This is a genomic window from Deinococcus indicus (genome assembly GCF_002198095.1).
GTDB classification, from domain to species: Bacteria; Deinococcota; Deinococci; order Deinococcales; family Deinococcaceae; genus Deinococcus; species Deinococcus caeni.
This window is the reverse complement of sequence record NZ_NHMK01000009.1, coordinates 567,611-591,022: the sequence shown is the minus strand read 5'-3', so window position 1 is coordinate 591,022 and position 23,412 is coordinate 567,611. Positions and strand designations below refer to the sequence as shown.

Here is a 23,412-nt window from a genome sequence, read left to right as displayed (position 1 = left end):
CACCGGATCGCCGGCTCCACGTCCGGAACCCTTCTCTCTCCTCCTCGCTCCGCTCGGACCCAGCGGGCTTTGCAGCCCATTCAATCGGAGTCCGCATGATCCGCATTCCATCTGTGGTGCCATCCACCCGCGCGCGGGGTTGCCCACTTCACGTCCGGCAGCCCGCTCGCGCCTCCACACGGGTGCTGTAGGGCGAGGCCCGCCCGTCCGGTCTGGACAGGCGGGCCTCGCGGCACCCTGAGCGGCTGTCAGCTGGCGCTGGTTTTGCGGGCGCGGGTGGTGCGCGCCGGGGCGGCGGGGGCCGGGGCGGCGGGCGCGGAGGCGACCATGCCCGGCAGCGCGCCGGCGAGATCGGCGGCCGTGATCGGGCGTTCCTGCGCGCCGATGCCGGTCGCGGCGAGCGCCCCGGCGGCGTTGGCGGCGCGGGCGGCGCCGGCCATGGTCGCGCCGCCCAGGATGGCGTGCGCGAAGGCGGCGGTGAAGGTGTCGCCGGCGCCGGTCGAGTCGACGACCTTGCCTTCGGGGCGCACGGCGTCGACCAGTTCCGTCTCGGTGGGTGTCCAGGTGATCGAGCCCATCTTGCCGACCTTCACGACGACCTGCTGCGCGCCGGCCTCGCCGAGCTGCGCCAGGGCGGCGCTGATGGAGCTGGTACCGGTCAGGGCCTGCAACTCGTGCTGGTTGAGCATCAGGTAGTCGGCGCCCAGCACGTCGGCTTTCAGGCTGGTGCCGGCCTTGTTCACGGCGCCGGTGCCCAGGTCGATGAACACGGGCACGCGGGTCTTGGCGCTGCGGGCGGCCTCGATGGCCTTCAGGGCGTACTCGCGCTGGGGGCCCTCGATCATGGCGTAGGCGTTGATGATCAGGGCGTCGGCCGCCTCGATGTCCTTGGCTTTCAGTTTGGCCGGGTCGAGCTGGCGGTTGGCGGCGCCGTCGCTGATCATGGCGCGTTCGCCCGCGCCGGTCTGCATGACCGTGATGGTGCTGGTCAGGCGGTCCGCGTCGCGCTGGATGGCGTTCTCGCTGACGCCGCTCTCGCGCACGCGGCTCAGGGCGTACTCGGCGAAGGGGTCGTCGCCGACGCGGGCGGCCAGGGTGACGCTGTGGCCCAGGCGGGCCAGGGTGACGCTGATGGTGCCGCCGGCCCCGCCGGGTTTCATGCTGGCGTGCCGGGGGGTGACTTCCTCGCCCGGTGCGGGCAGGCGGTCGAGGTGGTAGAGGTGGTCAACGGTCACGTCGCCGATAACGTAGAACTTCACGGGGTTACCTCCAGGGCGCGGTTCACGGCCCTTGTCAGTGGACATTCACAGGGACATTCGGGTGGGGCTTGGGGGTGCGGAAACGCTGCGCTTACCGTATCACGCCGAGTTTCACAGCCATGTCACGCAGGTCACCCAGGGCGACGTCCTCGGCGCGCACGTCCGCGCGGATGTTCAGGGCGGCGAGCGCGGCGTCGATGGCGTCGCCGTCGTGGCCGATCATGCGCAGGTTGTTGCGCAGCGTCTTGCGGCGGTGGTGCAGGGCGGCCTCGATGAACTTCAGGAATTCGGGTTCCGGGGCCGGGCGGTCGCGGTCGAAGTCCAGCCGGATGACGCTGCTGGTCACGTCCGGGGCGGGCAGGAAGGCACCCTTGGGCACGTCGCGGACGTGGCGGACGCTGCCGTACAGGGCGGCGATGGCGCTCAGGAAGCCGTAGTTGTCGGTGCCGGGTTTCGCGGCGAGGCGCTGCCCGACCTCCTTCTGCACGAGGACGGTCGCGGACACGATGCCGGGGGCGCGCATGAACCGCGAGAGCAGCAGGCCCGTGATGTAGTACGGCAGGTTGGCGATCACGCGCGTGCCGGCCGGGAGGGTCGCGTAGTCGAAGTCCAGGGCGTCGCCCCAGATGATCTGCACGTCGGTGTCGCCCAGCGTCTCGGCCAGGACGGCGCGCAGGCGTTCGTCTTTTTCCAGGGTGGTGACCTGCGCGCCGCGCGAGTGGATCTCGCGGGTCAGGACGCCCAGGCCGGGGCCGATTTCCAGGACGGGCACGCCGGGCGCGGCCCCGCCGGCCTCGGCGATGGCGCGCAGGATGTTCCCGTCGATCAGGAAGTTCTGCCCGAGGCTCTTGGTGGGTTTCAGGCCGTGCCGGGTGAGCAGTTCGCGCACGCGGGCCGGCGAGTACAGCGGGGCGTTCGTGGCGGGCGCGTCGTCTCGGTCGGCGTCCTGGGGGGCGGGGTGGGCAGGGTGTTTCAAGGGAAAGCTCCGGGGGTGGGGTGGCGGGGGCCGGCAGGCAGCGGATGGGAGCGCGGGGTGGGTGCGCGGCCAGGGCGGCTGGGCGATTCGGCGGGACGGGGGCGGGACGGACACCCGGCCGGGCGCGGCGGCGCGCGCGGAGGCTGGACCACGGCGGGCAGGATCACGGGAACGGCCTCGCGGGGGAACTGGCTCACGGAGGGCCGGGCCAGCGGGGACGGCACTCCCTGGGCGTGCGCCGCCGGGGGCGGGGTCTGCAACGCGTCAGTATACTCGGCAGGTGAGTGTTCCGTCCTGCCCGAGCGTTTTCCGCCTGCCTGCGCGGGTCCCAGCGGCCCTGCCTTCTGCCGGGGGGGCGGCGTGAACGTTCCGCTCGACCCCCCGGCCCCAGAGCAACCGGCCCCCGAGCGTCCGGCCCCTGAGCGTCCGGCCACGCTGCGCGAGCTGATCGCGGCGGGCGACTGGGCGCGGGCGCGCGTCTCTGCGCGTGAGGAGCAGGCCACGCTGGACCTTCAGGAGGCGCTGGACGCCGCGCTGGACTTCCGGGACGGGCTGCGGGCGCGGCGCTACCCGGCGGTGCGGCGCGCCCTGGCGGAACTGACGCGGCTGCTGCCACTGCTGACCGGAGAGGACGGCGCGGCGCTGCGCCGGGCGATGGACCCGCAGGCGCTGGAGGCGGCGGTGGCGGCACTGGACGCCGCGCAGAAGATCACGGACCCGGACGAGCTGGCCTCGGCGCTGGGCGGCGCGCTGGCGCTGAACGCCACGCGCGCCGAGGCGCTCAACCAGCAGGGCGTGCTGCTGGCCGTGGCGGGCGACGAGGACCGGGCGCGTCAGGCGCTGGAGGCCGCGCTGGAGGCCGACCCCGGCCACTACCGCGCCCTGACGAACCTGGGCAACCTGGACATGGAGGCCGGACGGTACGCGCAGGCCGAGGCGATCTACCGGCGGGTGCTGCTGCTGAACCCCGACTACGACGGCGGGCATCACAACCTGGGGGTGGCGCTGCGCCGTCAGGGGCGGATCGCCGAGGGCGTGCGGTCCATCCGGCAGGGGCAGCGGCTGAGCCTGAAACGCTCGCGGAACGACACGGACGCCGAGATGAAGGAGCAGTTCGCGCGCAGTCCCGGCATGCGTAACCTGCGCTGGCTGCTGCTGGCGGTCGTGGCCCTGATCCTGTTCCTGGCGTTGCGCGGCGGAGGCTGACATGCCGTGGGTCCTGGACGGCGCGGGGGCGCGGGCGGTCGACGAGCGCCTGGAGGCCGCCGGGCTGCTGGACCTGACCATGGAGGAGGCCGGGCGGGCCGTGGCGGACGCCGCGCACGCCGCCTTCCCGCACGGCGCGGCGCTGCTGCTGGCGGGCGGCGGCGCGAACGGCGGTGACGCCTTCGTGGCAGCCCGGCACCTGCTGACGCTGGGGCGCGAGGTGCAGGTGCTGGCGCTGCCGTCCCGGCATCCGCTGACGCGCCTGAACCGGCGGCGCTGGCGGGCGGTGGGCGGCGCGACCCGCGCCCTGGGCGAGGCGGCCCTGAAGCGCGCCGCGCCGGGAGCGGGCGTGATCGTGGACGGCCTGCTGGGCACCGGGTTCCGGCCGCCGCTGCGGCCCGCGCTGGCCGGGGTGCTCGCGGCGCTGAACGGGGCGCGGGACCGGGGCGTGCCGGTGCTGGCGGTGGACCTGCCGAGCGGCCTGACGGACTCGCTGGCGACCGTGCCGGACGGCGCGGCGGGCGCGGACCTGACGGTCACGTTCATGGGCCTGAAACCGGCGCTGCTATTCGGGCCGGCGGCGGCGCGGGCGGGGCAAGTGCAGCTGGCGCCGCTGCGCGTGCCGGGCGACTGGGTGGCGGCGCAGGCGCTGGCCGCGCAGCCCACCGACGCGCAGGTGGCGGCCCGGCTGCCGGTACGCGGGGCGGACGCGCACAAGGGCGTGGCGGGCCGCGTGTGGATCGTGGGCGGCCATCCGGGCACGGTGGGCGCGGCGGGACTGGCGGGCGTGGGGGCGCTGCGGGCCGGGGCGGGGCTGGTGACGGTCCACTCGGCGGCGGAGGTGCCGCTGCTGATGCCGGAACTGATGGTTCACCGGCACGCGGACCTGCGCGCGGCGCTGCTGGGCACGCCAGTGTCGGGGCGGCCGGACGCCCTGGCGATCGGCATGGGCCTGGGGCCGAACGCCGCCACGCTGGCCCGCGAGGTGCTGGCCTGGGGCGTACCGACCGTGCTGGACGCCGACGCGCTGCAAACGGAACTGGCGGGCTGCGGGCATGACCGCTGCGTCTGGACGCCGCATCCGGGCGAGGCGGCGCGGCTGCTGGGGTGCGCCACGGCCGACGTGACGCGCGACCCGCTGGCGGCGGCGCGCGCCCTGCACGCGCGGCTGGGCGGCGCGGTCGTCCTGAAGGGCGGCCCGAGCGTCGTGGCGCACGCCGGGGGCCTGAGCGTGTCGCGGGGCGGGCATCCGGGTATGGCGAGCGGCGGCATGGGCGACACGCTCTCGGGCGTGCTGGCGGCGCTGCTGGGGCAGGGGCTGGGCGCGGCGGACGCGGCGGTGGTCGGGGTGCGTCTGCACGCCCGCGCCGGGGAGCGCGCCGCCGCCCGGCACGGCTACGGCCTGAGCGCCTCGGACGTCGCGCAGGAACTCGGGGGGGCGTGGCGGGACCTGGGCGCCGCCGGCCTCCCCCCCCACATGCACCCGCGCGGCGTGAAGTTTCCCTGACTGTTCCCGTGTCCGGAGGTGGTAGGTTGCACGCATCCATGCAAGGCCTGCTGAGTGATCTCCCCCTTCTCGGGGTTCTGGAACTGATTCACACGACCCGCCAGACGGGGGTGCTGGAGGTTCAGGCGGACGTGCCGTTCACGGTGGCGTTCGTGAACGGCGAGATCGTGTCCGGCGGGATTCTCGACTGGCTGGGCAGCGAGGCGCTGCACGCCAGCCCGATGCTGCCCGAGTCCGGCATGTTCACCTTCGAGCCGCGCGCCGTGACGGGCACGCCGCTGGGCGCGTACGGGCACTTCTCGACCGACTGGGCGCGCATCAGTGACGAGTGGGGGCAGGTGTGCGGCGTGATCGGCAGTCCCAGCCGCGTGTTCCAGGGGCAGCTGCCGCTGTTCGATGTCCCGCAGGGCCGCTCGGTGCGGGCCGCGGCGCGCGAGGCGGAGGTGCCGCTGTTCCAGGTGGCGCAGGTGGTCGCGCAGGCCGTGCGGGACGGGCGTCTGGAACCGCAGGACCGCTTCGAGTGGTTCCGGCTGCGGCTGATGCCGACCCGGCAGCGGGCGGCGTTGCACCCGGTCGCGCGGGTCCTGGACGGCGAACGCACCCTGGGGGACGCCGTCACGATCGGCACGCCCCTGAACGAGGTCCGCGACTACCTGCTGGGCGAACTGCGCCTGGGCCTGCGGTTTCCCGGCAGTGGCTGGGTGCTGCGCGACCTCGTGTGGGAGCAGAAGCACCTGACCTGACCGGCCGGCCCGTCAGGTGGGGGGCGCCTGCCCTAGAATGGCCGGCATGTTGTTTCTGTCGGCCCTGCTGTTAGTCGTGGCGTTCCTGGTGGGCAGTGTCCCGCTCGGTCACGCGGTCCTGTCACGCGCGGGCGTGAACACGCGCGTCACGAACGCGCACAACCTGGGGGTCGAGAACGTCCTGTACCGGGTCGGGCCGGGCCTCGCCACCCTGACGGCCACGCTGGACGCCGTCAAGGGGTTCCTGGCGGTCCTGATGGCCTCCAGCCTGGGCGTGCCCGAGGTGACGGTCCTGGCGGGCCTCGCCGCGTACCTGGGGCACCTGAACCCGCCGCGCGCGCTGTACGGGCAGACGCCGCCGCGCGGGCGGGGCAATCTGGTGCTGCTGGGCGTCATGGCGGCCCTGGCCGTGACGGGCGCCGCGCCGCTGTGGGTGGCGGCCCTGCCGGTCGTGGTGTACGCGGGCGTGGCGGGCTTCTGGGGGTACGTGGGCGCCGCGACGCTGGCGGGCCTGCTGGCGTTCGCGCTGGCGCTGGCGACGCTGCCGCTGGGACCGGCCGCGAAACTGGGCGCGCTGGCGCTGCTGGTGGCCGCCACGTGGCGCTTCAAGGAGAACCTGGGCCGCATGCTGGACGGCACCGAGCCGCGTCTGGGCGAGGCGGTGCCGCTGGCCGGTCGCCGCAGCGACGAGGTGGTCGCGGCGTTCATGATTCACCCCATGACGCTGGAGAACTTCTGGAGCGCGCGGCGTTTCGCGTGGCTGCGTCCGCTGGTGGAAAAGGGCCTGATCAGCGAGGCGGGCGTGCGGCAGATGGCCGAGAGCCTGCGGCCCATGAAGGTCGGGGAGTTGCAGGGCATCCGCACGACGGACGGCAAGAGCGTCCGCTGCTACCTGCTGTCCAGTCCGCTGCTGCCGGACGTATTCCGTGACAATCCGGACCTCGCCACGCGCCGCGCCATCGAGGGCGCGCGGCTGGCGCAGGAACTGGGCGCGGAGGTGTTCGGGCTGGGCGCGTTCTGGTCGGTGGTGGGGAACAAGGGCGTGGACGTGCAGGCGGCCGTGCCGGACATCACCATCACGAACGGGGGGGCGTACACGTCCGGGACCATCAAGGCGGCCATTCCGGGCATCCTGGAGCACTTCGCCGCCGAGGGCCGCGACCTGAAGCAGGCGACGGCGGCCGTCGTCGGGGCGAACGGCGTGGTCGCGTTCGGCATCGCGCGGACCATCGCGCCGCAGGTGGGCAAGGTCATCATGGTGGGCCGCGACCTGGAACGCCTGGACCGCAGCGCCGCCACGCTGCGCCGCGCGTCGAAGGACACCGAGATCGTCACGACCACCAGTTACGACACCCTGAAGGAAGCGGACCTGATCTTCACGGCGACCAGCGACCCGAACCCCGTGATCTTCCCGCAGCATGTCAGGAGCGGCGCGTGGATCTTCGACGAGGGCCGCCCCGCCGACGTGGACGAGAGCGTGGCCGCCATTCCCGGCGTGCGCGTCATTCCCGGCGGCGTGGTGCGCCCCCCCGGCGGGATGACCAGCAACATCGACCTGCAGTTCGGTGAGGGACAGGTGCCCGCCTGCCTCGCCGAGACGCTGATCATCGCCGCGACCGGCGAGCACTGGCGCAAGAGCCTGGGGCCGCAGACGCTGACCGAGAACATCAACTTCTTCGTGGATCAGGCCGCGAAACTGGGCTTCGAGGTCGTCGACTGACCGGCCGCGTTCCGGCCTGGGGGGCCGCGCGGGACGACCGCGCCGGCCCCTCCTGCATGGGCCGTCCCTGAACGATTGATGGAGACGCGGGCCGGCTGGTCGGCAGGAAACCGGGCGGGCCGCGCCCTATGCTGCGGGCCAGATGCGGCGTGCCGGAGTGGGCCTGTGGCGGCGGGGGCTGTTCCTGCTGGCCTTCCTTAGCGCCTGGGCCGGAGCGGCGGAGCTGCCGCTGTGGCTGGGACCGGCGCGGCCGGCGGTGGTGGCGGGCTGGCCCCCGGCCGCGGCGGGCGCGTGTGCAACTCCGGCGGACCGGCTGGAACGGGCGCTGTGGGAGGCGGTCCGCACGCCGGACGGGTCGGACCTGTCGTGCGGGAACGCGTTCCTGGAGTTCCTGCGTACGCCCCGTGACCTGAACACGCCGGTGGACGCCTTCGACCGGATCGCGCAGCAGGTGGTCGCGGCCCGCTCGGAGGTGCTGCTGGCCTCCATGGAGTGGTGGGGCGGGCCGGGAATGCCCGGCTGGACCTTCGCGCGGGCCGTGCGGGACCTGTACGCGCGGGTGCGGGCCGCGCCGGGCGAGTACCCGCAGGGCGTGGTGGTGCGGGCGCTGCTGGGCGGCTACCCGGACCCGCTGGACCCGGACGGGACCGGGCCGGCGCTTGTGCTGGCACGCGACCTGCGCGCGCTGGGCGTCCCGCTGGAGGACCCGGCGCTGGGCTGGCAGGTGTCGGTCCTGACCTTCCGGTTCCTGCCGCACAGTCACGTGAAACTGCACGTGATCGACGGCACGGACCTGACGGTGGCGGGGTTCAACTTCTCGGCGTGGCACCTGCCGGCGGGTGGGCCGGTGCCGGGCGCGCGGTCCCTGCATGACCTGGGCCTGCGGGTGCGGGGACCGGCGGCGCAGGCGGGCGTGGCGGCCTTCGACGACCTGTGGCGGCACTCGTGGCAGTTGCGCTGCCCGCCGCTGGTCGCGCCGGACGCCGTGAGTGCCGCCTGCGTGCGGGGCGAGGCGGACCCGGTGTCGCACCCGCCGGCGGCGCGGGAGGCCGTCCGGGCGGGCGAGGCGCGGGCGTTCCTGCTGTACCGGCGGCCCGGCGGGGAGGATCAGGCGGACCGGGCGCAACTGGCGCTGATCGGCGCGGCGCGCGAGTCCCTGGACCTGATGCAGGCGGATTTCGGGACGTCCGTGACGTGCTGGTTCGCGTTCCTGCGGCCCGATCCGTGCCGGGCCGAGGACCAACCGCCGTACTTCGGGGCGGTGCTCGCGGCGCTGGAGCGGGGCGTGCGGGTGCGGCTGCTGCTGGTGGATTACGGGGTGGGAGCCCCGACGAACCGCTCGGCGGTGGCGCTGCTGCGCCGCGAGTTGCGGCGGCGCGGTCTGGAGGACCGGTTCGAGGCGCGCTACACGACGTTCGCCCTGCACACCAAGGCGCTGGTCGTGGACCGGTCGGTGGTCGTGGCGGGCAGCATCAACTTTCATTTCAGTGCGTGGGGGCCGTGGGGTCTGGCCGAGGCGGCCCTGGCGACCTCGGACGGGGCGGCGGTGGCGGCGCAGGACGCGTCGTTCGCGGAGGCGTGGCGGACCTCGAGCCGCCCGGTGCCGCGTGAGTGGTGGCTGGAGCGCATCCCGGTGGGCGCCCCCTGACCGGGCCGCGGGGTGCCGGCTGGGGCACGGTCTGCGTGGCAGGCGGGCATTACACTGTCGGGCATGACGTCGTTCGTTCCTTCCGTCTCCTGTGTCCTTCCGGTGGTCGCGCGTGGTTGAGCGGCTTCACCTTGCCAAGCCGCGCGGCTTCTGCGCGGGGGTCGTCATGGCGATCCAGGCGGTCGAGAAGGCCGCGCAGACCGAGTCGAAACCGGTGACGGTGTACCACTCCATCGTGCATAACCACACGGTCGTGGATCGCCTTCAGCAGGGGTACGGCGTGCATTTCGTGGAGGACCTCGACGGCGTGGACGCCCTCCCGCAGGGGGGCGAGACGGTCGTGTTCAGCGCGCACGGCATCAGCCCGGCGGTGCGTGAGCGGGCGCGGGCGCTGGGGCTGGCGACCATCGACGCGACCTGCCCGCTCGTCACCAAGGTCCACACCGAGGCCAAGAAGTACGCCCGTGAGGGCTACACCATCCTGCTGATCGGGGACAGCGCCCGGCATCAGGAGGTCATCGGCACGCAGGGCGAGGCGCCCGAGAACACCATCCTGGTGGGCGTGCTCGGCAAGACCGGCGAGGGCCTGCACGACCCGCACACGGTGCAGGTGCCGGACCCGCAGAAGCTGGTGGTCCTGACCCAGACGACCCTCAGCGTGGACGACACGCGCCGCACCGTGGACATCCTGCGGGGGCGCTTCCCGGCGCTGGTGGTGCCGCCCAGCGAGGACCTGTGCTACGCCACGAAGAACCGCCAGGACGCCGTGAAATCAATCGCGCCGCACGTGGACCTGTTCCTGGTGCTGACCAGCACGCATTCCAGCAACGGCATGCGCCTGCTGGAACTCGCGGAGGCCGAGTGCGGCCGGTCCGTGCGGCTGGAGACGGCGGCGGACCTCGCGGGGGTCGATCTGGCCGGGGTGCGGTCGGTGGGGATCACCAGCGCGGCCAGCACGCCGGACGATCTGGTGCAGGCGGTCGTGGCGCACTTCCGGGCGCTGAACCCGGCGCTGGAGGTCATCGAGGAGGGCGAGTGGGAGAACATCGAGTTCCGCGAGCCGAAGAAGATCCTGCCCACGCAGGCGCTGCCCCGCACGCAGCAGTGAGGAACGCCGTCACGAGGGGCGCGGGTGGGCAGTGACTGGCAGCTGAACGTCCCGGCCCTGCTGGACACGCTGCTGCGCGCGTTCGTGGCGTGGCAGGTCGTGTGGGGGCTGGTGGCGTTCGTGGCGGTGTGGCGGGACAAGCAGCTGGCGCAGGCCCGCGAGGGGCGCCTGCCGGAGGCGACGCTGCACCGCTTCGAGCGGCTGGGCGGCTGGGCCGGGTCGTGGGCGGCGCAGCAGGTCTTCCGGCACAAGACCCGCAAGGTGGCGTACCAGCGGGTCTTCCGGGGCATCTGCCTGTGGTGGGCCGTCGCGTGGGCGGCGCTGCTGGCGCTGGTCGTCTGGATCTGAGCCGCTCCCACCCTCCCCTATCAATTGAAAATCATTTGACCTTCATTCCTATCATGCGTTAGGATGCGCCGCATGATAGTAGTGAAGGTCGGCGGAAGCGCCGGAATCGATTACGACGCCGTCTGCGCGGACCTCGCCCGGCGCTGGAAAGCCGGCGAGAAACTGATCCTCGTCCACGGCGGCAGCGGCGAGACCAACCGCGTCGCCGAGGCCCTGGGCCACCCGCCCCGCTTCGTCACCAGCCCCAGCGGATACACCAGCCGCTTCACGGACCGCCAGACCCTCGAAATCTTCGAGATGGTGTACTGCGGCAAGATGAACAAGGGCATCGTGGAACGCCTGCAACGCCTCGGCGTGAACGCCGTCGGCCTGTCCGGCCTCGACGGCCGCATCTTCGAGGGCCGCCACAAGGACTCCGTCCGAATCGTCGAGGACGGCAAGACGAAGATCCTGCGCGGCGACCACACCGGCACCGTCGAGAAAGTGAACACCGACCTGATCGACCTGCTGCTGGCAGGCGGCTACCTGCCGGTCCTCACGCCCCCCGCCAGTTCCTACGAGGGTGTGGCCATCAACGTGGACGGCGACCGCGCCGCCGCCGCGCTGGCCGTCGCCCTGAAAGCAGACGCGCTGCTGCTGCTCTCCAACGTACCGGGCCTGCTGCGCGCCTACCCCGACGAGAGCAGCCTGATCCGCGAGATTCCCGCCGCCGACGTGGAATCCTACCTGGAATTCGCGCAGGACCGCATGAAGAAGAAAGTCCTGGGCGCCGCCGAAGCCGTGCAGGGCGGCGTGAGGCGCGTGATCTTCGGCGACGCCCGCGCCGGGGAACCCGTCAGCGCCGCGCTCGGCGGGGCCGGCACCGTCGTCTCGTAATCCCAGCCTGCAACCCTCCGCCTCCCTCTCCCGCCTGGGCGGGCGGGGGTGCTATGCTTCCCAGCCGATGTTGACCCCGGCCGAACTCCTGGAATTCCTGAGCGTCAGGGGCGGCTGCGAGCACCGCGTGACCGCCCTGCTCCGCGCCGGACGCGGCAAGAAAGCCAGCGTCCGCGAACTCGGCGAGTACCGCCTGACCGCACGCGGCGAACAGGTCCAGGCGACCGGCCCCAGCGGCCAGACCCGCCACCTCACCCACGACGAATTCCACGCGGTGTTCGGCTCGTACGTGTTCACGCCCGCCCAGGCGACCGGCGTGATGACCGATCTCGGCCCACTGTTCGGTTAGGTCTGTTCGGCTGACGCGGGCTGGACGCGGCTTTACTGGCTGGTGCTGGGGAAGCTGAAGGCGCTGAGGGTCACGTCGACGGTGCGGGTCTTGCCGGCGCGCTGCACGGTGAGTTTCACGCGGTCGCCGATGCGTTTGCCGATGATGGCGCGGCGCAGGTCGTCGCCCTCGCGGATGGGCTGGCCGTCCACGGCGGTGATGATGTCCCCGTCGGTGCTCAGGGTGTCCTGGCTGCCCTGCGTCCCGGCCTGGGGGGTGTTCAGTTCCAGCCCTGCGGTCGTGCCGCCCCGCAGGCCGGCGGCAGCGGCGGGGCTGTCCGGCGCGACTTCCTGAATCAGGGCGCCCTGTTCGGGGAGGTCCGCCTGTTTGCGCTGCTGCTCGCTCAGGACGCTCAGGTCCGTGAACTGCACGCCCAGGGTGGGGGTCTGGATCACGCCGCCGTTACCGGCCTGGAGTTGCGGCAGGAGTCGTTTGACGGTGTTCACGGGAATGGCGAAGCCCACCCCGGCGCTCTGGCTGCTGCCGCCGGTCAGGATCTGGGTGTTCACGCCGATGACCTGCCCGGCGCTGTCCAGCAGCGGGCCGCCGCTGTTGCCGGGGTTGATGGCGGCGTCGGTCTGGATGACGCTCTGCTGCACGCCACGGGTGCCGACCGGCACGGTGCGTTCCAGGCTGCTGATGATTCCCTCGGAGACGCTGAAGTCCAGGCCGAAGGGGGCGCCCATCGCGACGGCTTTCAGGCCGACGTCCAGCTGGTCGCTGTCGCCCAGCGGGATGGGTTTGGCCGCCCCGGCGGGCAGGCCCTCGGCGCGGATCAGGGCCAGGTCGAAGTCGGGGGCGCGGGCGACGACTTTCGCCCGGTACTCGGTCTTGTCGCCGTGCAGGCGGACGGTGATCTCGCTGGCGCCCTCCACGACGTGGTTGTTGGTGATGATGTCGCCACTGTCCGTGACGAAGAAGCCGCTGCCGGTGCCGGTCTGCTCCTGGTCGCCTTCGGGCAGGGCGAACGGGAACTGCTGTTGCAGCCGCTGGCGCAGTTGCGCCTGGGCGCTGCCGGCGCTGCTTTCCTTGACGCTCACGTACACCAGGCCGTCCTGGCGGTCCTTGACGACCTGCACGGTGTTCGCCTCGGATTCCGTGCGGGCGCGGCCCGCGTCGTAGGTGCCGGTCGAGGTGGGCAGCAGTTGCCCCTGCGCGCCCCGGCCGGCGTCGAGGTTGGTGTCCGGCGTGGTCTGCGTGACGGCCGGCGCGGAGGCGGTGGCCGGGGCGCTGGCGGTGCGGGCGTTCAGTTCGTAGCCGACCAGCCCGCCGACGGCGAGGGTTCCGGTCAGGGCCAGGATGGACAGGGAGCGTTTCATACGGCGCATTCTGAAAGGAGCCCGTTACAGCTTGGTTAAAACGCCCGCACTCCTCCTTGACCTGCGTCAGGGCGGCGCGGCAGACAGGGCGGCGCGGCAGACAGGGCGGCGCGGCAACAGGAAAACCGCCCACGCGCGGGGCGTGGGCGGCAGCTGGACGGATCTCCGGCAGGAGGCCGTGCGGCAGGGTCGGAGGGTTACTTCTTGCGTTTGCCTGCGGGTTTCTTCCCACCGCCAGCGGTGGTGCGTTCCTTGGCGTCACGCATGAAGGAACGGAGCTTGGCCTCGAACTGAGGGCTCTGCCGTCCGATCGCGCGGGGGCGGGGCACCTCCTCGGGCTCCTCGAGCAGTTCCTTGATCGAAAGGTCGAGTCGGCCCCGCTCGTCGCGGCCCAGCACCTTCACTTCCACGTTCTCGCCTTCGCGGACGTGGTCGTGGATGTTGCGCACGAACGAATGGGCGATCTGCGAGATGTGCACGAGGCCCGTCTCGCCGTTCTCGAACTGAATGAACGCGCCGAAGTCGGTCACGCGCGTCACGCGGCCCTCCACGACCGCGCCGGAATCAAGCTGCACCAAAGGTGTTCTCCTTGAAAAGCATGAGGCTCATGGTACACCATCCCCCGCGCCCGTGCGCCGCACCCGCCCACGCCCCGGCCTTGAACGTGAAGAAATCCCGCGCCCAGTCCTCAGAAAAGGCGACCTGCACGCCCGCAGCCGGGCGGCGCTGCACCCGGTCCAGAACGGCGCGGCGTTCCCCTGACCCGGCCCGGCGATGCTCTAGATTGGGTCTCATGAAGTTGCGCGGCACGCTTGGCGGCATGAACCTCCTGCTCGAACCCGGTGACACGGCCGACTCGGTCAACGAGTCCCTCGCCGTGCGCGCCGACCTGCTCGGCACCCACGTGACCCTGGAAGTGCAGGGCGACGCCGACCCGCTGGCCCTGGAAGCGGCGCTCGCGCACGTCCGCGCGGCCGGCGGCACCCCCGGCCGGATCCGCGCGCCGCGCGTGACCGTCACCGCGCCCGCCCCCGCCCCGGACACGCGGCCGCCCCTGCCGCCAGCGCGGACCGTGATCGTCCCGAACACCCTGCGCGCCGGATTCCGCGGCGAGTACCCGGGCAGCGTGATCGTGCTGGGCGACGTGAACCCCGGCGCGGAGATCGTGGCCGGCGGCGACGTGATCGTGATCGGCGCGCTGCGCGGCGTGGCACATGCCGGCAGCGGCGGTCACAGCGACGCCATCGTGTGGGCGCGACCCATCGCCAGCGCCCAGATCCGCATCGGTGACGCCGTCGCCCGCGCGCCCGAGGGCAGCAGCCTGAACAACATGCGTCACCGCGACGACCAACCCACCGCCGAGATCGCCCGCCTGAACGCAGGGGTCATCCAGATCGACACGCAGAAGTAGGTTGATGGTTGATGGTTGATGGTCAGGAGCGTGTGCGCGGCCGGACCGCCCACGTCAGGACCATCCACTCCCCTCCTACACCGCCGGGAAACGCACCCCGCCGAGTTCTCGGTTCAGTTCGGAGGCCAGCGACAGGAGGCGGCCGTCCTGTCCGGCGGGCGCGACGAGCAGGGCGCCGCCGGGCGTGTCGGTGCCGGGGGGCGTGACGGGCAGGGCGAGGCTGGGGTAGCCGGCCTTGGCGGCCAGACCGCAGCCGTGGATGCCGGGGAAGATCAGGATGTCCAGGCCGCGCGCGAACAGCTGGTCGAAGCCGCGCGTGCGGGTCAGGTCCAGGTCGCGGGTGCGGGCGCGGCGGTAGTTGGTTTCGCTGGCGTCGCCGCGCGTGCCCTGCGCGGCGTGCAGGAGGGTCTGGCCGTAGCGCAGCAGGCGTTCCGGGTCGCGGTCGTTCGCGTCGATGACTTCCTGGAGGCTGCGGGGGCCGTGGGTGACGCCGGCGAGGTAGGCGTTCAGGTCGCCCCTGAATTCGTATTCGAGGACTTCGAGGTTCCAGCCGCTGGCGTTCAGTTCCTGGCGGGTGGGGAAGGTCACGTCCAGGCGGGTGACGTTCAGGCTGTCCAGGCGGGCGCAGAGGTGGTCCAGGGCGGCCTGTTCGGCGGGCGTGGCGTGCGGTTCGTCGCGGATGATGCCGAGGTGCGCGCCGCCGAGCACGCCGCTGCGGACGCGCAGGTCGGGGACGGGGCGGCGGCGGCTGGCCTCGTCGTGCGGGTCGGGGCCGGCGATGACGCTCAGGATCAGGGCGGCGTCGCGGGCGCTGCGGGTGATGGGTCCGGCGGTGTCCTGGCTGTGGCTGATGGGAACGATGCCGGTGCGCGGCACGAGGCCCAGGGTGGGTTTCAGGCCGATCACGCCGTTCTGGTGGGCGGGACTGACGATGCTGCCGCTGGTTTCGGTGCCGATGGCGGCGGCGCACAGGCGCGCGGCGACGGCCACGCCGCTGCCGCTGCTGCTGCCGCCGGTGTCCAGGGTGTCGCCCCAGGGGTTGAGGGTCTGCCCGCCGGCGCTGGAGTAGCCGTTGCTCATGCCGACGGTCATGAAGTTCGCCCATTCGGTCATGTTGGCCTTGCCCAGGATGACGGCCCCGGCGGCCCGCAGGCGCGCGACGAGCGGGGCGTCCTGCGCGGGCACGTGCTCCAGCAGCAGGCGGCTGCCGGCGGTGGTGGGCAGGCCGGCCACGTCGATGTTGTCCTTGATCAGGACGGGAACGCCGTGCAGCGGGCCGCGCCGGGGCTCGCTCAGGGCATCCAGGGTGTCGGCGCTGCGCTGCGCGTCGGGGTTGACGGTGATCACGGCGCGCAGGTGGGGGTTCAGGGCGTGCAGGCGGGTCAGGTAGGTGCGGGTGACCTCGCTGGCGGTCAGGTCGCCGCGGCGGGTGGCGGCGGCCAGGGAGCAGACGTCCAGATCGAGGATCGGGTCGGGCATGGTCAGGGTCACGTTCCGTACTGTACCCACGTCTATCGGCCGGGTGGGCGGGTTGGGACGCGGTGCGGTAGCCTCGGGCGCATGAGTGACCACGCCGCCCGCCTGACCGTCGCCTTTCAGGGGAATCCCGGTTCCTACGGGGAGATCGCCGCGCTGAACGCCCTGGGAGAGGGCCGTGACGTCGAGTCGCGCGGCTACCCGACCTTTCATGAGGTCGCGCGGGCCGTGGAGGCCGGCGAGGCGGACTTCGGGGTGCTGCCGGTCGAGAACAGCCTGATGGGCGCCATTCACCAGTCCATCGACCTGCTGAGCGAGACGGACCTGCACGTGACGGGCGAGGTGGTCGTGCGGGTGTCGCACTGCCTGATGGCGCTGCCGGGCGTGGCGCTGGAGGACATCCGGCGTGTGGCGAGTCAGCAGCCGGCGCTGGATCAGTGCACGGTCCTGATCCGCAAGCACGGGTGGCAGCCGGTCGCGGCGCACGACACGGCCGGCAGCGCCAAGAACCTCGCGCAGAGCGGCGAGCGGGACCTCGCGGCGATCGCCAGCAGCCGCGCGGCGGAACTGTACGGCCTGAACATCCTGGCGCGTGAGATCGAGGACGAGCCGTTCAACTTCACGCGGTTCATGATCCTGTCGCGCGCCGAGCCCGCGCCGAGCGACGCGCCGCACAAGACCAGTCTGGTGTTCGCGGTGCGGCACACGCCGGGTTTCCTGGTCGAGACGCTGAACGAGCTGCGCGGCCTGAACCTGAGCCGCATCGAGAGCCGTCCGCGCCGCGACCGCGCCTGGAGTTACCTGATGTACGTGGACATCGAGGGTGACGCGCGTGATCCGCGGGTGGCGCAGGCGCTGGCGGGGGTGCTGCGCAAGGCGAGTTACGCGAAGATCATCGGGTCGTACCCGGCAGCGCAGGGCACGGTCGGCTGACGTTATGGACCGGTACGGACTCCGGCGGGTGGCCGGGCGGGGCCGTGCTGGGGCGGGGGTGGGTGGGGGCGTTGTCCACTCCACCCCCCTTTTGCGGCCGTGGGGGTGCGCTATGCTGCCCTCATCGTGCCCGCCGGGCGCGGTCATCCAGAGTCGCCGGAGGGGATTTTCTGCCCTGTGATGGCGAGGCAACCGGCCCTCATCGCGGCAACGGTGCTTTCAGAGAAGACCCGCGTGGGTGCGCTGACGATGGCGCGAGCGGGGACGATGGCCCAGGAGCGGCGCAGCAATCGCGCACAGAGACTTTCGAGGCCGCCACCGGGCGGCTTTCTGTTTGACAGGGGTGGACCATGAGCACCGATATTCGCGCCGAGGCGCGCAAGAGAATCCTGATTCTGGACGGAGCGTGGGGCACGCAACTTCAGGGAGCGGGCCTGACCGAGGCCGACTTCCGCTGGGATGGCGCCGATCCCCTGCGGATGTACCGGGGGAACTTCGACCTGCTGCAACTGACGAGACCCGACGTGATCCGCGCCGTGCACCGCGCGTACTTCGAGGCCGGGGCGGATATCGCCAGCACGAACACCTTCAACTCCACGACGATCAGTCAGGCGGACTACGGCACGGAAAGCATGGCGCGCGAGATGAACGTGCAGGGCGCCCGGCTGGCCCGCGAGGTGGCCGACGAGTTCACCGCCCGCGATGGCCGACCGCGCTGGGTGGCGGGCAGTATCGGCCCGACGAACCGCACGGCGACCCTCTCGCCGGACGTGGAACGCCCGGAGTTCCGCAACGTCACCTACGACGATCTGGTCGCGGCCTACACCGAGGCCGCCGAGGGTCTGATCGAGGGCGGCGCCGACCTCCTGCTGCTCGAAACCGTGTTCGACACCCTGAACGCCAAGGCCGCGCTGTTCGCCTGCGAGGAGGCCTTCGCCCGCACCGGCAAGACGCTGCCGGTCATGCTGTCGGGCACGATCACGGACGCCTCCGGGCGCACCCTGAGCGGGCAGACGCCGGAAGCCTTCGCGATCAGCACCGGGCACGCGAACCTGTTCAGCCTGGGCCTGAACTGCGCGCTGGGCGCGGACCTGCTGCGCCCGCACCTGCGCGAGATCGCCGCGAACACGGACGCGCTGGTGTCCGTCCACCCGAACGCGGGCCTCCCGAACGCCTTCGGGGAGTACGACGAGACGCCCGAGCACACCGCGGGCGTGCTGGCCGACTTCGCCCGCGAGGGCCTCGTGAACATCGTGGGTGGCTGCTGCGGCACGACGCCCGAGCACATCCGCGCGATTGCCGACGCGGTGCGCGAGATCACGCCGCGCGTGGCCCCGGCGCAGCCCGCCGTGCTGCGCCTGAGCGGCCTGGAACCGCTGAATGTCACGCCGGAACTGAACTTCGTGAACGTCGGCGAGCGTACCAACGTGACCGGCAGCCCCAAATTCGCCAAGGCGATCCTGGCCGGGGATTTCGACGCGGGCCTGAAGATCGCGCGGCAGCAGGTCGAGAACGGCGCGCAGATCGTGGACGTGAACTTCGACGAGGGCATGCTCGACGGCGAGGCCGCCATGGTGAAGTTCCTGAACCTTCTGGCCGGGGAGCCCGACATCAGCCGCGTGCCGCTGATGCTGGACAGCAGCAAGTGGGAGATCCTGGAGGCGGGCCTCAAGCGCGTGCAGGGCAAGGCGGTCGTGAACTCGATCAGCCTCAAGGACGGCGAGGAGAAGTTCCTGGAACGCGCCCGCCTCCTGCGCCGCTACGGGGCGGCGGCAGTCGTGATGGCCTTCGACGAGCAGGGGCAGGCGGACAACCTGGAGCGGCGCAAGGAGATCACCTCCCGCGCGTACCGCCTCCTGACCGGGGAGGTGGGCTTCCCGCCGCAGGACATCATCTTCGACCCGAACGTCCTGACGGTCGCCACGGGCATCGAGGAGCACGACCGCTACGCCATCGACTTCATCGAGGCGACCCGCTGGATCAAGGCGAACCTGCCGGGCGCGCTGGTGTCGGGCGGGATCAGCAACGTGTCGTTCTCGTTCCGGGGGAACAACCACGTGCGCGAGGCGATGCACGCCGTGTTCCTGTACCACGCGATCCGCGCGGGACTGGACATGGGCATCGTGAATGCCGGGATGCTCGCCGTGTACGAGGACATCGAACCCGAGTTGCGCGACGCGGTGGAGGACGTGATCCTGGCCCGCCGCCCCGACGCGACCGAGCGGCTGCTGGAACTCGCTGACCGTTACAAGGGTGTCAAGCGCGAGGTCGGCGCGGGCAGCCCCTGGCGTGACCTGCCAGTGCAGGAGCGCCTGAAGCACGCGCTCGTGCAGGGCATCGCGGACTTCGTCGATCAGGACGCCGAGGAAGCGTACCAGGAACTCGGCTCGCCGCTGAAGGTCATCGAGGGGCCGCTGATGGACGGCATGAACGTCGTCGGGGACCTGTTCGGGGCCGGGAAGATGTTCCTGCCGCAGGTCGTGAAGTCCGCCCGCGTGATGAAACGCGCCGTGGCGTACCTCACGCCGTACATGGAGGCCGAGAAGCAGGAGGCCGGCGGGAAGGGCCGCGTGCTGCTGGCGACCGTGAAGGGCGATGTGCACGACATCGGCAAGAACATCGTCGGGGTGGTGCTGGCCTGCAACGGCTATCAGGTCACCGACCTGGGCGTGATGGTGCCCACCGAGAAGATCCTCGACGAGGCCGAGCGGATCGGCGCGGACGTCATCGGCCTGAGCGGCCTGATCACCCCCAGCCTGGACGAGATGGTCACCGTGGCCCGCGAGATGACCCGCCGCGGCCTGAACCTGCCCCTGCTGATCGGCGGGGCGACCACCAGTCGCGCGCACACCGCCGTGAAGATCGACCCCGCCTACCCAGGCCCCGTGGTGCACGTGCTGGACGCCAGCCGCGCCGTGACGACCACCGCCGACCTGCTGGCCGACCCGGCGGGCGTGCAGGACCGCGTCCGCGCCGAGTACGACGCGCTGCGCGAACGGCATGGCGGACGGCAGGTGCGCCTGATTCCCATTGAGGAGGCCCGCGCCCGCGCGCCGCAGGTCTCCCCCACCCCCGCGCCCGCCCCGCGCGAACCGGGCCGTCAGGTCATCGAGCAGCCCATCGCGGAGCTGCTGGACTTCATCGACTGGACGCCGTTCTTCATCGCCTGGGAGATGAAGGGCATCTACCCGAACATCCTCACCGACCCCCTGCGCGGCGAGGAAGCCCGCAAACTGTTCGCCGACGCACAGGCGCTGCTGCGGCGGGCTATCGACGAGAAGCTCCTGACCGCGCGCGGCGTGATCGGCCTGTGGCCCGCCCGGCGCGACGGAGACGACATCGTGGTGGAAAGTGAACGGTTGATGGTTGATGGAAACGACCAGACCCCGTCATCTATCAACCATCAACCATCAACCATCCTCCATACCCTGCGTCAGCAGCGCGATCAGGCCACGCCGAACGCGGCGCTGGCGGACTTCATCCTGCCGGACGGGGATCACATCGGGGCGTTCGCGGTGGCGATTCACGGCGCAGAGGAACTCGCGGCCGCCTTCGAGGCGCAGCACGACGATTACAACGCCATTCTGGTCAAGGCCATCGCCGACCGGCTGGCCGAGGCCTTCGCGGAGAAACTCCACCGGGACGTCCGCGTGCGCCACTGGGGCTACGCGCCCGAGGAAACGCTGGGCAACGACGACCTGATCCGCGAACGCTACCAGGGCATCCGCCCCGCGCCCGGCTACCCCGCGCAGCCCGACCACACCGAGAAACGCACCCTGTTCACCCTCCTGAACGCCGGGGAGGTCGGCCTGACCCTGACCGAATCGTGCGCCATGACACCCGCCGCCGCCGTATCCGGGCTGTACTTCGCGCACCCCGAAGCCCGCTACCTCGCCGTGGGTCGCATCGGCCGCGATCAGGTGCAGGACTACGCCCGGCGCAAAGGCATGCCGCTGGACGAGGTGGAACGCTGGCTGGGACCGATCCTCGCTTATGACCCTGCGGGTGTTGATGGTGAACAGTTGAAAGTTGATGGTCGGAATCCATCAACCATCAACCATCAACCATCCCCCGCCGCCGGAGGCCGCCCATGACCCGCGTGTCCATTGAACTCGTACCCCGGTCGCGCAGTGGGTTGCGGGGCGAGATCGCGCAGGTGGTGGCGGCGCTGCCGGGCGTGGACACGGTGAACATTCCGGATCTGACGCGGTACTCGTTGCGGTCGTGGTTGGGGTGCGCGTTCGCCCGGCCCGCGTACCGGGCGGTGCCGCACCTGCGGGCCGTGGATTTCAATCCGCGTGAGCCTCTGCCGTTCCTGGGCACGCTGGAGCAGCACGGCATCACCGAGGTGCTGGTCGTGACGGGCGACGCTCCGGCGGACATGAGCGCGCGGGTGTACGACCAGGACGCCGTGGACCTGATCCGCCGCCTGCGCCGCGAGGCTCCGCACCTGACCGTGTACGCGGGCCTGGACCCGTACCGGCAGTCGTTCGCGCGGGAACGCGATTACTTGGAACGCAAACTGGATGTGGGCGCGACCGGGTTCTTCACGCAGCCGTTCTTCGATCTGCGCGTCATGGACGCCTACAGTGACCTGATCCCCGACGGCACGCAGGTGTGGTGGGGCGCGACCAGCATCCTGACCGAATCCAGCCTGAACTACTGGCGGGCCCGTAACCACGCCGTGTTCCCCCGTTCGTTCACACCCACCCTGGAATGCAACCGCGCCTTTGCCGCCGACCTGCTGGCCTTCGCCCGCGAGCGCGACCAGCACGCGTACTTCATGCCCGTGAAGGTGGACGTACAGGCGTACCTGGAAGGCATTCTCTGAGCGACAGGCTCTACACGACCCCGGCCCCTGGCTGAAGCTGGAAAGGTAGATCAGCAATGCGAACCGTCCCACCGATCATCTGACCGCCGACTGCCACCAGCCGTCGTGCGCGAAGCGCGCGGGCCTTCCAGCGGGCGCGGAAGGATGGCGTCGAGGCCGGACCCGTCAGCGACCAACACAAACACGCCGCGCCGAAAGAAACTCTTGCCCAGTGCAACGCCTGCTCCCCCGTCCCCCCTGGGGATGGGGGTTGGGAGGTGGGGCAAATGAATCGGGCCTCCCAGGAACGTCTGGAAGACCCGAATCGAGCTGAAGCTTCAGCTGTTGTCGATCACGACGGTGAAGCTCTTGCTGATCTTGCCCTTGGCGGGGACGTCCACCCGGAGGTTCGCGGTGCCCTGGTTCCTGACGGGGGCGCTGGTGTCGATGATGATGACGCGGCCGCCGATGCGTTCGGTGATCTCGGCGCGGACGGCGCGGTCCTTGCTGCTCTCGAAGGCGTATGTGACGCGGTAGGTGGTCTTGGTGACGTTGCCGTTGGCGTCCTTGACCTGGGCGGTCTGGGCGGCGGTACGGGTGTATTCGATGTCGGGGTCTTCGCCCAGGGAGAAGTCGATGGTGCCGCCCTTGCGGGTGTCGGGGAGGGTGGTCTGGCCGACGAGGCGGCCGTCCTCGCGGACGGTGAGGGGTCCGGCGGGGAGGCGCTGGTCGGCTTCCAGGCGGTAGGAGCGGTTGAGGGTGCCGGTGCGGGTGCCGGTGCCGAAGTAGGTCTCCAGCCCGGCGTAGCGTTCGAATCGGCTGAGTTTGGGGGTGAGGAACGGCAGGGTGATGACGGAGTTGGCGGGCAGCGTGAAGGGCGTGGTGAGGTCGTAGCGGGTCAGGCCGCGCAGTTCGCCCTGGCTCTGGATCTTGGGGACGGGGGCGGCGGCGCTGGGGACGGCGCGCATGACCATATCGGCGGCGAATCCGGCGGCTTCGGCCTGCGGGTTGGCCTGCACGGTGACGTCTCCGGCGTACAGTTCGGTGTTCTGCACGTCGTAGGCGAGGTCGGTGGTGTTGCGCAGGTCGGCCAGGGCGGTCAGGTTCGCGCCGGCGCTGCTGGCGTTCAGGGTGTAGCGGGGGCTCCAGGTGACGGCGCGGGTCAGGTAGGTCAGGGTGCCGGCTCCGGCGCGGGGCAGGGTGTAGGTCAGGGTCTGGCTGGGGCTCTGGGGGTTCAGGGGGGGCGCGGCGCTGAAGGACAGGTCCTCGAAGCGGACGTTGAAGAAGCGGCCCTGGGCGTCCTTGACGAGCAGGTCGCGGGCGCGCACGAGGGTGACGGGTTCGGTGGTGTCGCCGCGGCGCAGGAACACGGTCTGGCCTTCGAGGCCGCTCAGCCAGTTGCTCTGGAGGGTCTGGGCGGCGCTGCTGAACGGCAGGCCTTCGAGGTCGAGGCTGCCGGGCAGCACGCTTTCCCAGGCGGACTGGGGCAGGGTGACGTTCAGGCTGGTGCCGGTGGCGGTGACGGGCTGGCGGACCTCGGTGAAGCTGGGGTAGATGCGCAGGTCGGTGGCGCCGGCGCTGCCGAGGGCGAGGGCGGCGGCGAGGGCGGGCAGGACGGCCGGGAACGCTTTGGTCATGGCTGCATGGTGACCCGGCCCTCATTATGAGATGTGAGAGGTCCGGT

19 protein-coding genes are annotated in these 23,412 nt (G+C 71.6%); 13 read left to right on the top strand and 6 right to left on the bottom strand.

The annotated features are described in order from the left end of the window. Positions 1-248 precede the first annotated feature (248 nt). Together CBQ26_RS05300 and rsmA are read right to left on the bottom strand one after the other, a co-directional pair. Positions 249-1,259 (bottom strand): carbohydrate kinase family protein, encoded by a 1,011-nt coding sequence (locus CBQ26_RS05300; RefSeq protein WP_088247486.1) that lies wholly within the window; start codon positions 1,257-1,259, stop codon positions 249-251. A gap of 91 nt (positions 1,260-1,350) precedes the next feature. Continuing rightward, positions 1,351-2,166 carry a 16S rRNA (adenine(1518)-N(6)/adenine(1519)-N(6))-dimethyltransferase RsmA gene (rsmA, locus tag CBQ26_RS05295; protein ID WP_088247925.1) on the bottom strand — a complete coding sequence of 272 codons (816 nt, stop codon included), beginning with the start codon at positions 2,164-2,166 and terminating at the stop codon, positions 1,351-1,353. A 429-nt stretch (positions 2,167-2,595) separates the two neighbouring features. Here rsmA and CBQ26_RS05290 point away from each other — a divergent pair, with 429 nt between their 5' ends. The 9 genes from CBQ26_RS05290 to CBQ26_RS05250 all read left to right on the top strand — a co-directional run bounded on the left by CBQ26_RS05290 (position 2,596) and on the right by CBQ26_RS05250 (position 11,740). Further along, complete coding sequence (locus CBQ26_RS05290) at positions 2,596-3,441, top strand: tetratricopeptide repeat protein (protein ID WP_088247485.1); 846 nt, start codon at positions 2,596-2,598, stop codon at positions 3,439-3,441. 1 nt (position 3,442) lies between these two features. Further along, on the top strand, positions 3,443-4,948 hold the full coding sequence (locus CBQ26_RS05285; protein ID WP_088247484.1) for an NAD(P)H-hydrate dehydratase: 1,506 nt from the start codon (positions 3,443-3,445) through the stop codon (positions 4,946-4,948). Positions 4,949-4,986: 38 nt separating this feature from the next. Next, on the top strand, positions 4,987-5,691 hold the full coding sequence (locus tag CBQ26_RS05280; RefSeq protein WP_088247483.1) for a DUF4388 domain-containing protein: 705 nt from the start codon (positions 4,987-4,989) through the stop codon (positions 5,689-5,691). 46 nt (positions 5,692-5,737) lie between these two features. Continuing rightward, positions 5,738-7,411 carry a glycerol-3-phosphate acyltransferase gene (locus CBQ26_RS05275; protein ID WP_088247482.1) on the top strand — a complete coding sequence of 558 codons (1,674 nt, stop codon included), beginning with the start codon at positions 5,738-5,740 and terminating at the stop codon, positions 7,409-7,411. A 142-nt stretch (positions 7,412-7,553) separates the two neighbouring features. Further along, complete coding sequence (locus tag CBQ26_RS05270) at positions 7,554-9,059, top strand: phospholipase D-like domain-containing protein (protein ID WP_088247481.1); 1,506 nt, start codon at positions 7,554-7,556, stop codon at positions 9,057-9,059. Positions 9,060-9,171: 112 nt separating this feature from the next. Continuing rightward, on the top strand, positions 9,172-10,167 hold the full coding sequence (ispH, locus tag CBQ26_RS05265) for a 4-hydroxy-3-methylbut-2-enyl diphosphate reductase (RefSeq protein WP_088247924.1): 996 nt from the start codon (positions 9,172-9,174) through the stop codon (positions 10,165-10,167). 24 nt (positions 10,168-10,191) lie between these two features. Beyond that, on the top strand, positions 10,192-10,515 hold the full coding sequence (locus CBQ26_RS05260) for a DUF1294 domain-containing protein (protein ID WP_088247480.1): 324 nt from the start codon (positions 10,192-10,194) through the stop codon (positions 10,513-10,515). A gap of 72 nt (positions 10,516-10,587) precedes the next feature. Then, the gene (locus CBQ26_RS05255) at positions 10,588-11,391 is read left to right on the top strand and encodes a [LysW]-aminoadipate kinase (protein ID WP_088247923.1); all 804 of its coding nucleotides are present in this window, start codon (positions 10,588-10,590) and stop codon (positions 11,389-11,391) included. A 67-nt stretch (positions 11,392-11,458) separates the two neighbouring features. Continuing rightward, positions 11,459-11,740 carry a hypothetical protein gene (locus CBQ26_RS05250; protein WP_088247479.1) on the top strand — a complete coding sequence of 94 codons (282 nt, stop codon included), beginning with the start codon at positions 11,459-11,461 and terminating at the stop codon, positions 11,738-11,740. 32 nt (positions 11,741-11,772) lie between these two features. On the opposite strand, the gene CBQ26_RS05245 is transcribed toward CBQ26_RS05250, so the two are convergent. Together CBQ26_RS05245 and CBQ26_RS05240 are read right to left on the bottom strand one after the other, a co-directional pair. Further along, positions 11,773-13,098, bottom strand: coding sequence for a S1C family serine protease (locus CBQ26_RS05245; RefSeq protein WP_088247478.1), 1,326 nt, complete (start codon positions 13,096-13,098; stop codon positions 11,773-11,775). A gap of 197 nt (positions 13,099-13,295) precedes the next feature. Then, positions 13,296-13,676, bottom strand: a complete 381-nt coding sequence (locus CBQ26_RS05240) for a S1 RNA-binding domain-containing protein (RefSeq protein ID WP_055362658.1) — start codon at positions 13,674-13,676, stop codon at positions 13,296-13,298. Between the two features lie 215 nt (positions 13,677-13,891). Here CBQ26_RS05240 and CBQ26_RS05235 point away from each other — a divergent pair, with 215 nt between their 5' ends. Next, complete coding sequence (locus CBQ26_RS05235; RefSeq protein WP_088247477.1) at positions 13,892-14,509, top strand: septum site-determining protein MinC; 618 nt, start codon at positions 13,892-13,894, stop codon at positions 14,507-14,509. Positions 14,510-14,584: 75 nt separating this feature from the next. Here the strand turns inward: CBQ26_RS05235 and CBQ26_RS05230 are convergent, their stop codons facing one another. Beyond that, the gene (locus CBQ26_RS05230; RefSeq protein WP_229843992.1) at positions 14,585-16,000 is read right to left on the bottom strand and encodes an amidase family protein; all 1,416 of its coding nucleotides are present in this window, start codon (positions 15,998-16,000) and stop codon (positions 14,585-14,587) included. Positions 16,001-16,069: 69 nt separating this feature from the next. On the opposite strand from CBQ26_RS05230, the gene CBQ26_RS05225 reads away from it, so the two are divergent. From CBQ26_RS05225 to CBQ26_RS05215, 3 genes are all read left to right on the top strand, one after another. After that, positions 16,070-16,918, top strand: coding sequence for a prephenate dehydratase (locus CBQ26_RS05225; protein WP_088247476.1), 849 nt, complete (start codon positions 16,070-16,072; stop codon positions 16,916-16,918). A gap of 350 nt (positions 16,919-17,268) precedes the next feature. Further along, entirely contained in the window at positions 17,269-21,012 is a 3,744-nt protein-coding gene (metH, locus tag CBQ26_RS05220; protein WP_088247475.1) for a methionine synthase, read from the top strand. Continuing rightward, on the top strand, positions 21,009-21,749 hold the full coding sequence (locus tag CBQ26_RS05215) for a methylenetetrahydrofolate reductase (RefSeq protein WP_088247474.1): 741 nt from the start codon (positions 21,009-21,011) through the stop codon (positions 21,747-21,749). Before metH ends, CBQ26_RS05215 begins: the two co-directional genes overlap by 4 nt. Before the next feature lie 317 nt (positions 21,750-22,066). On the opposite strand, the gene CBQ26_RS05210 is transcribed toward CBQ26_RS05215, so the two are convergent. Then, the gene (locus CBQ26_RS05210) at positions 22,067-23,365 is read right to left on the bottom strand and encodes a DUF4139 domain-containing protein (protein WP_088247473.1); all 1,299 of its coding nucleotides are present in this window, start codon (positions 23,363-23,365) and stop codon (positions 22,067-22,069) included. Between the last annotated feature and the right edge of the window lie 47 nt (positions 23,366-23,412).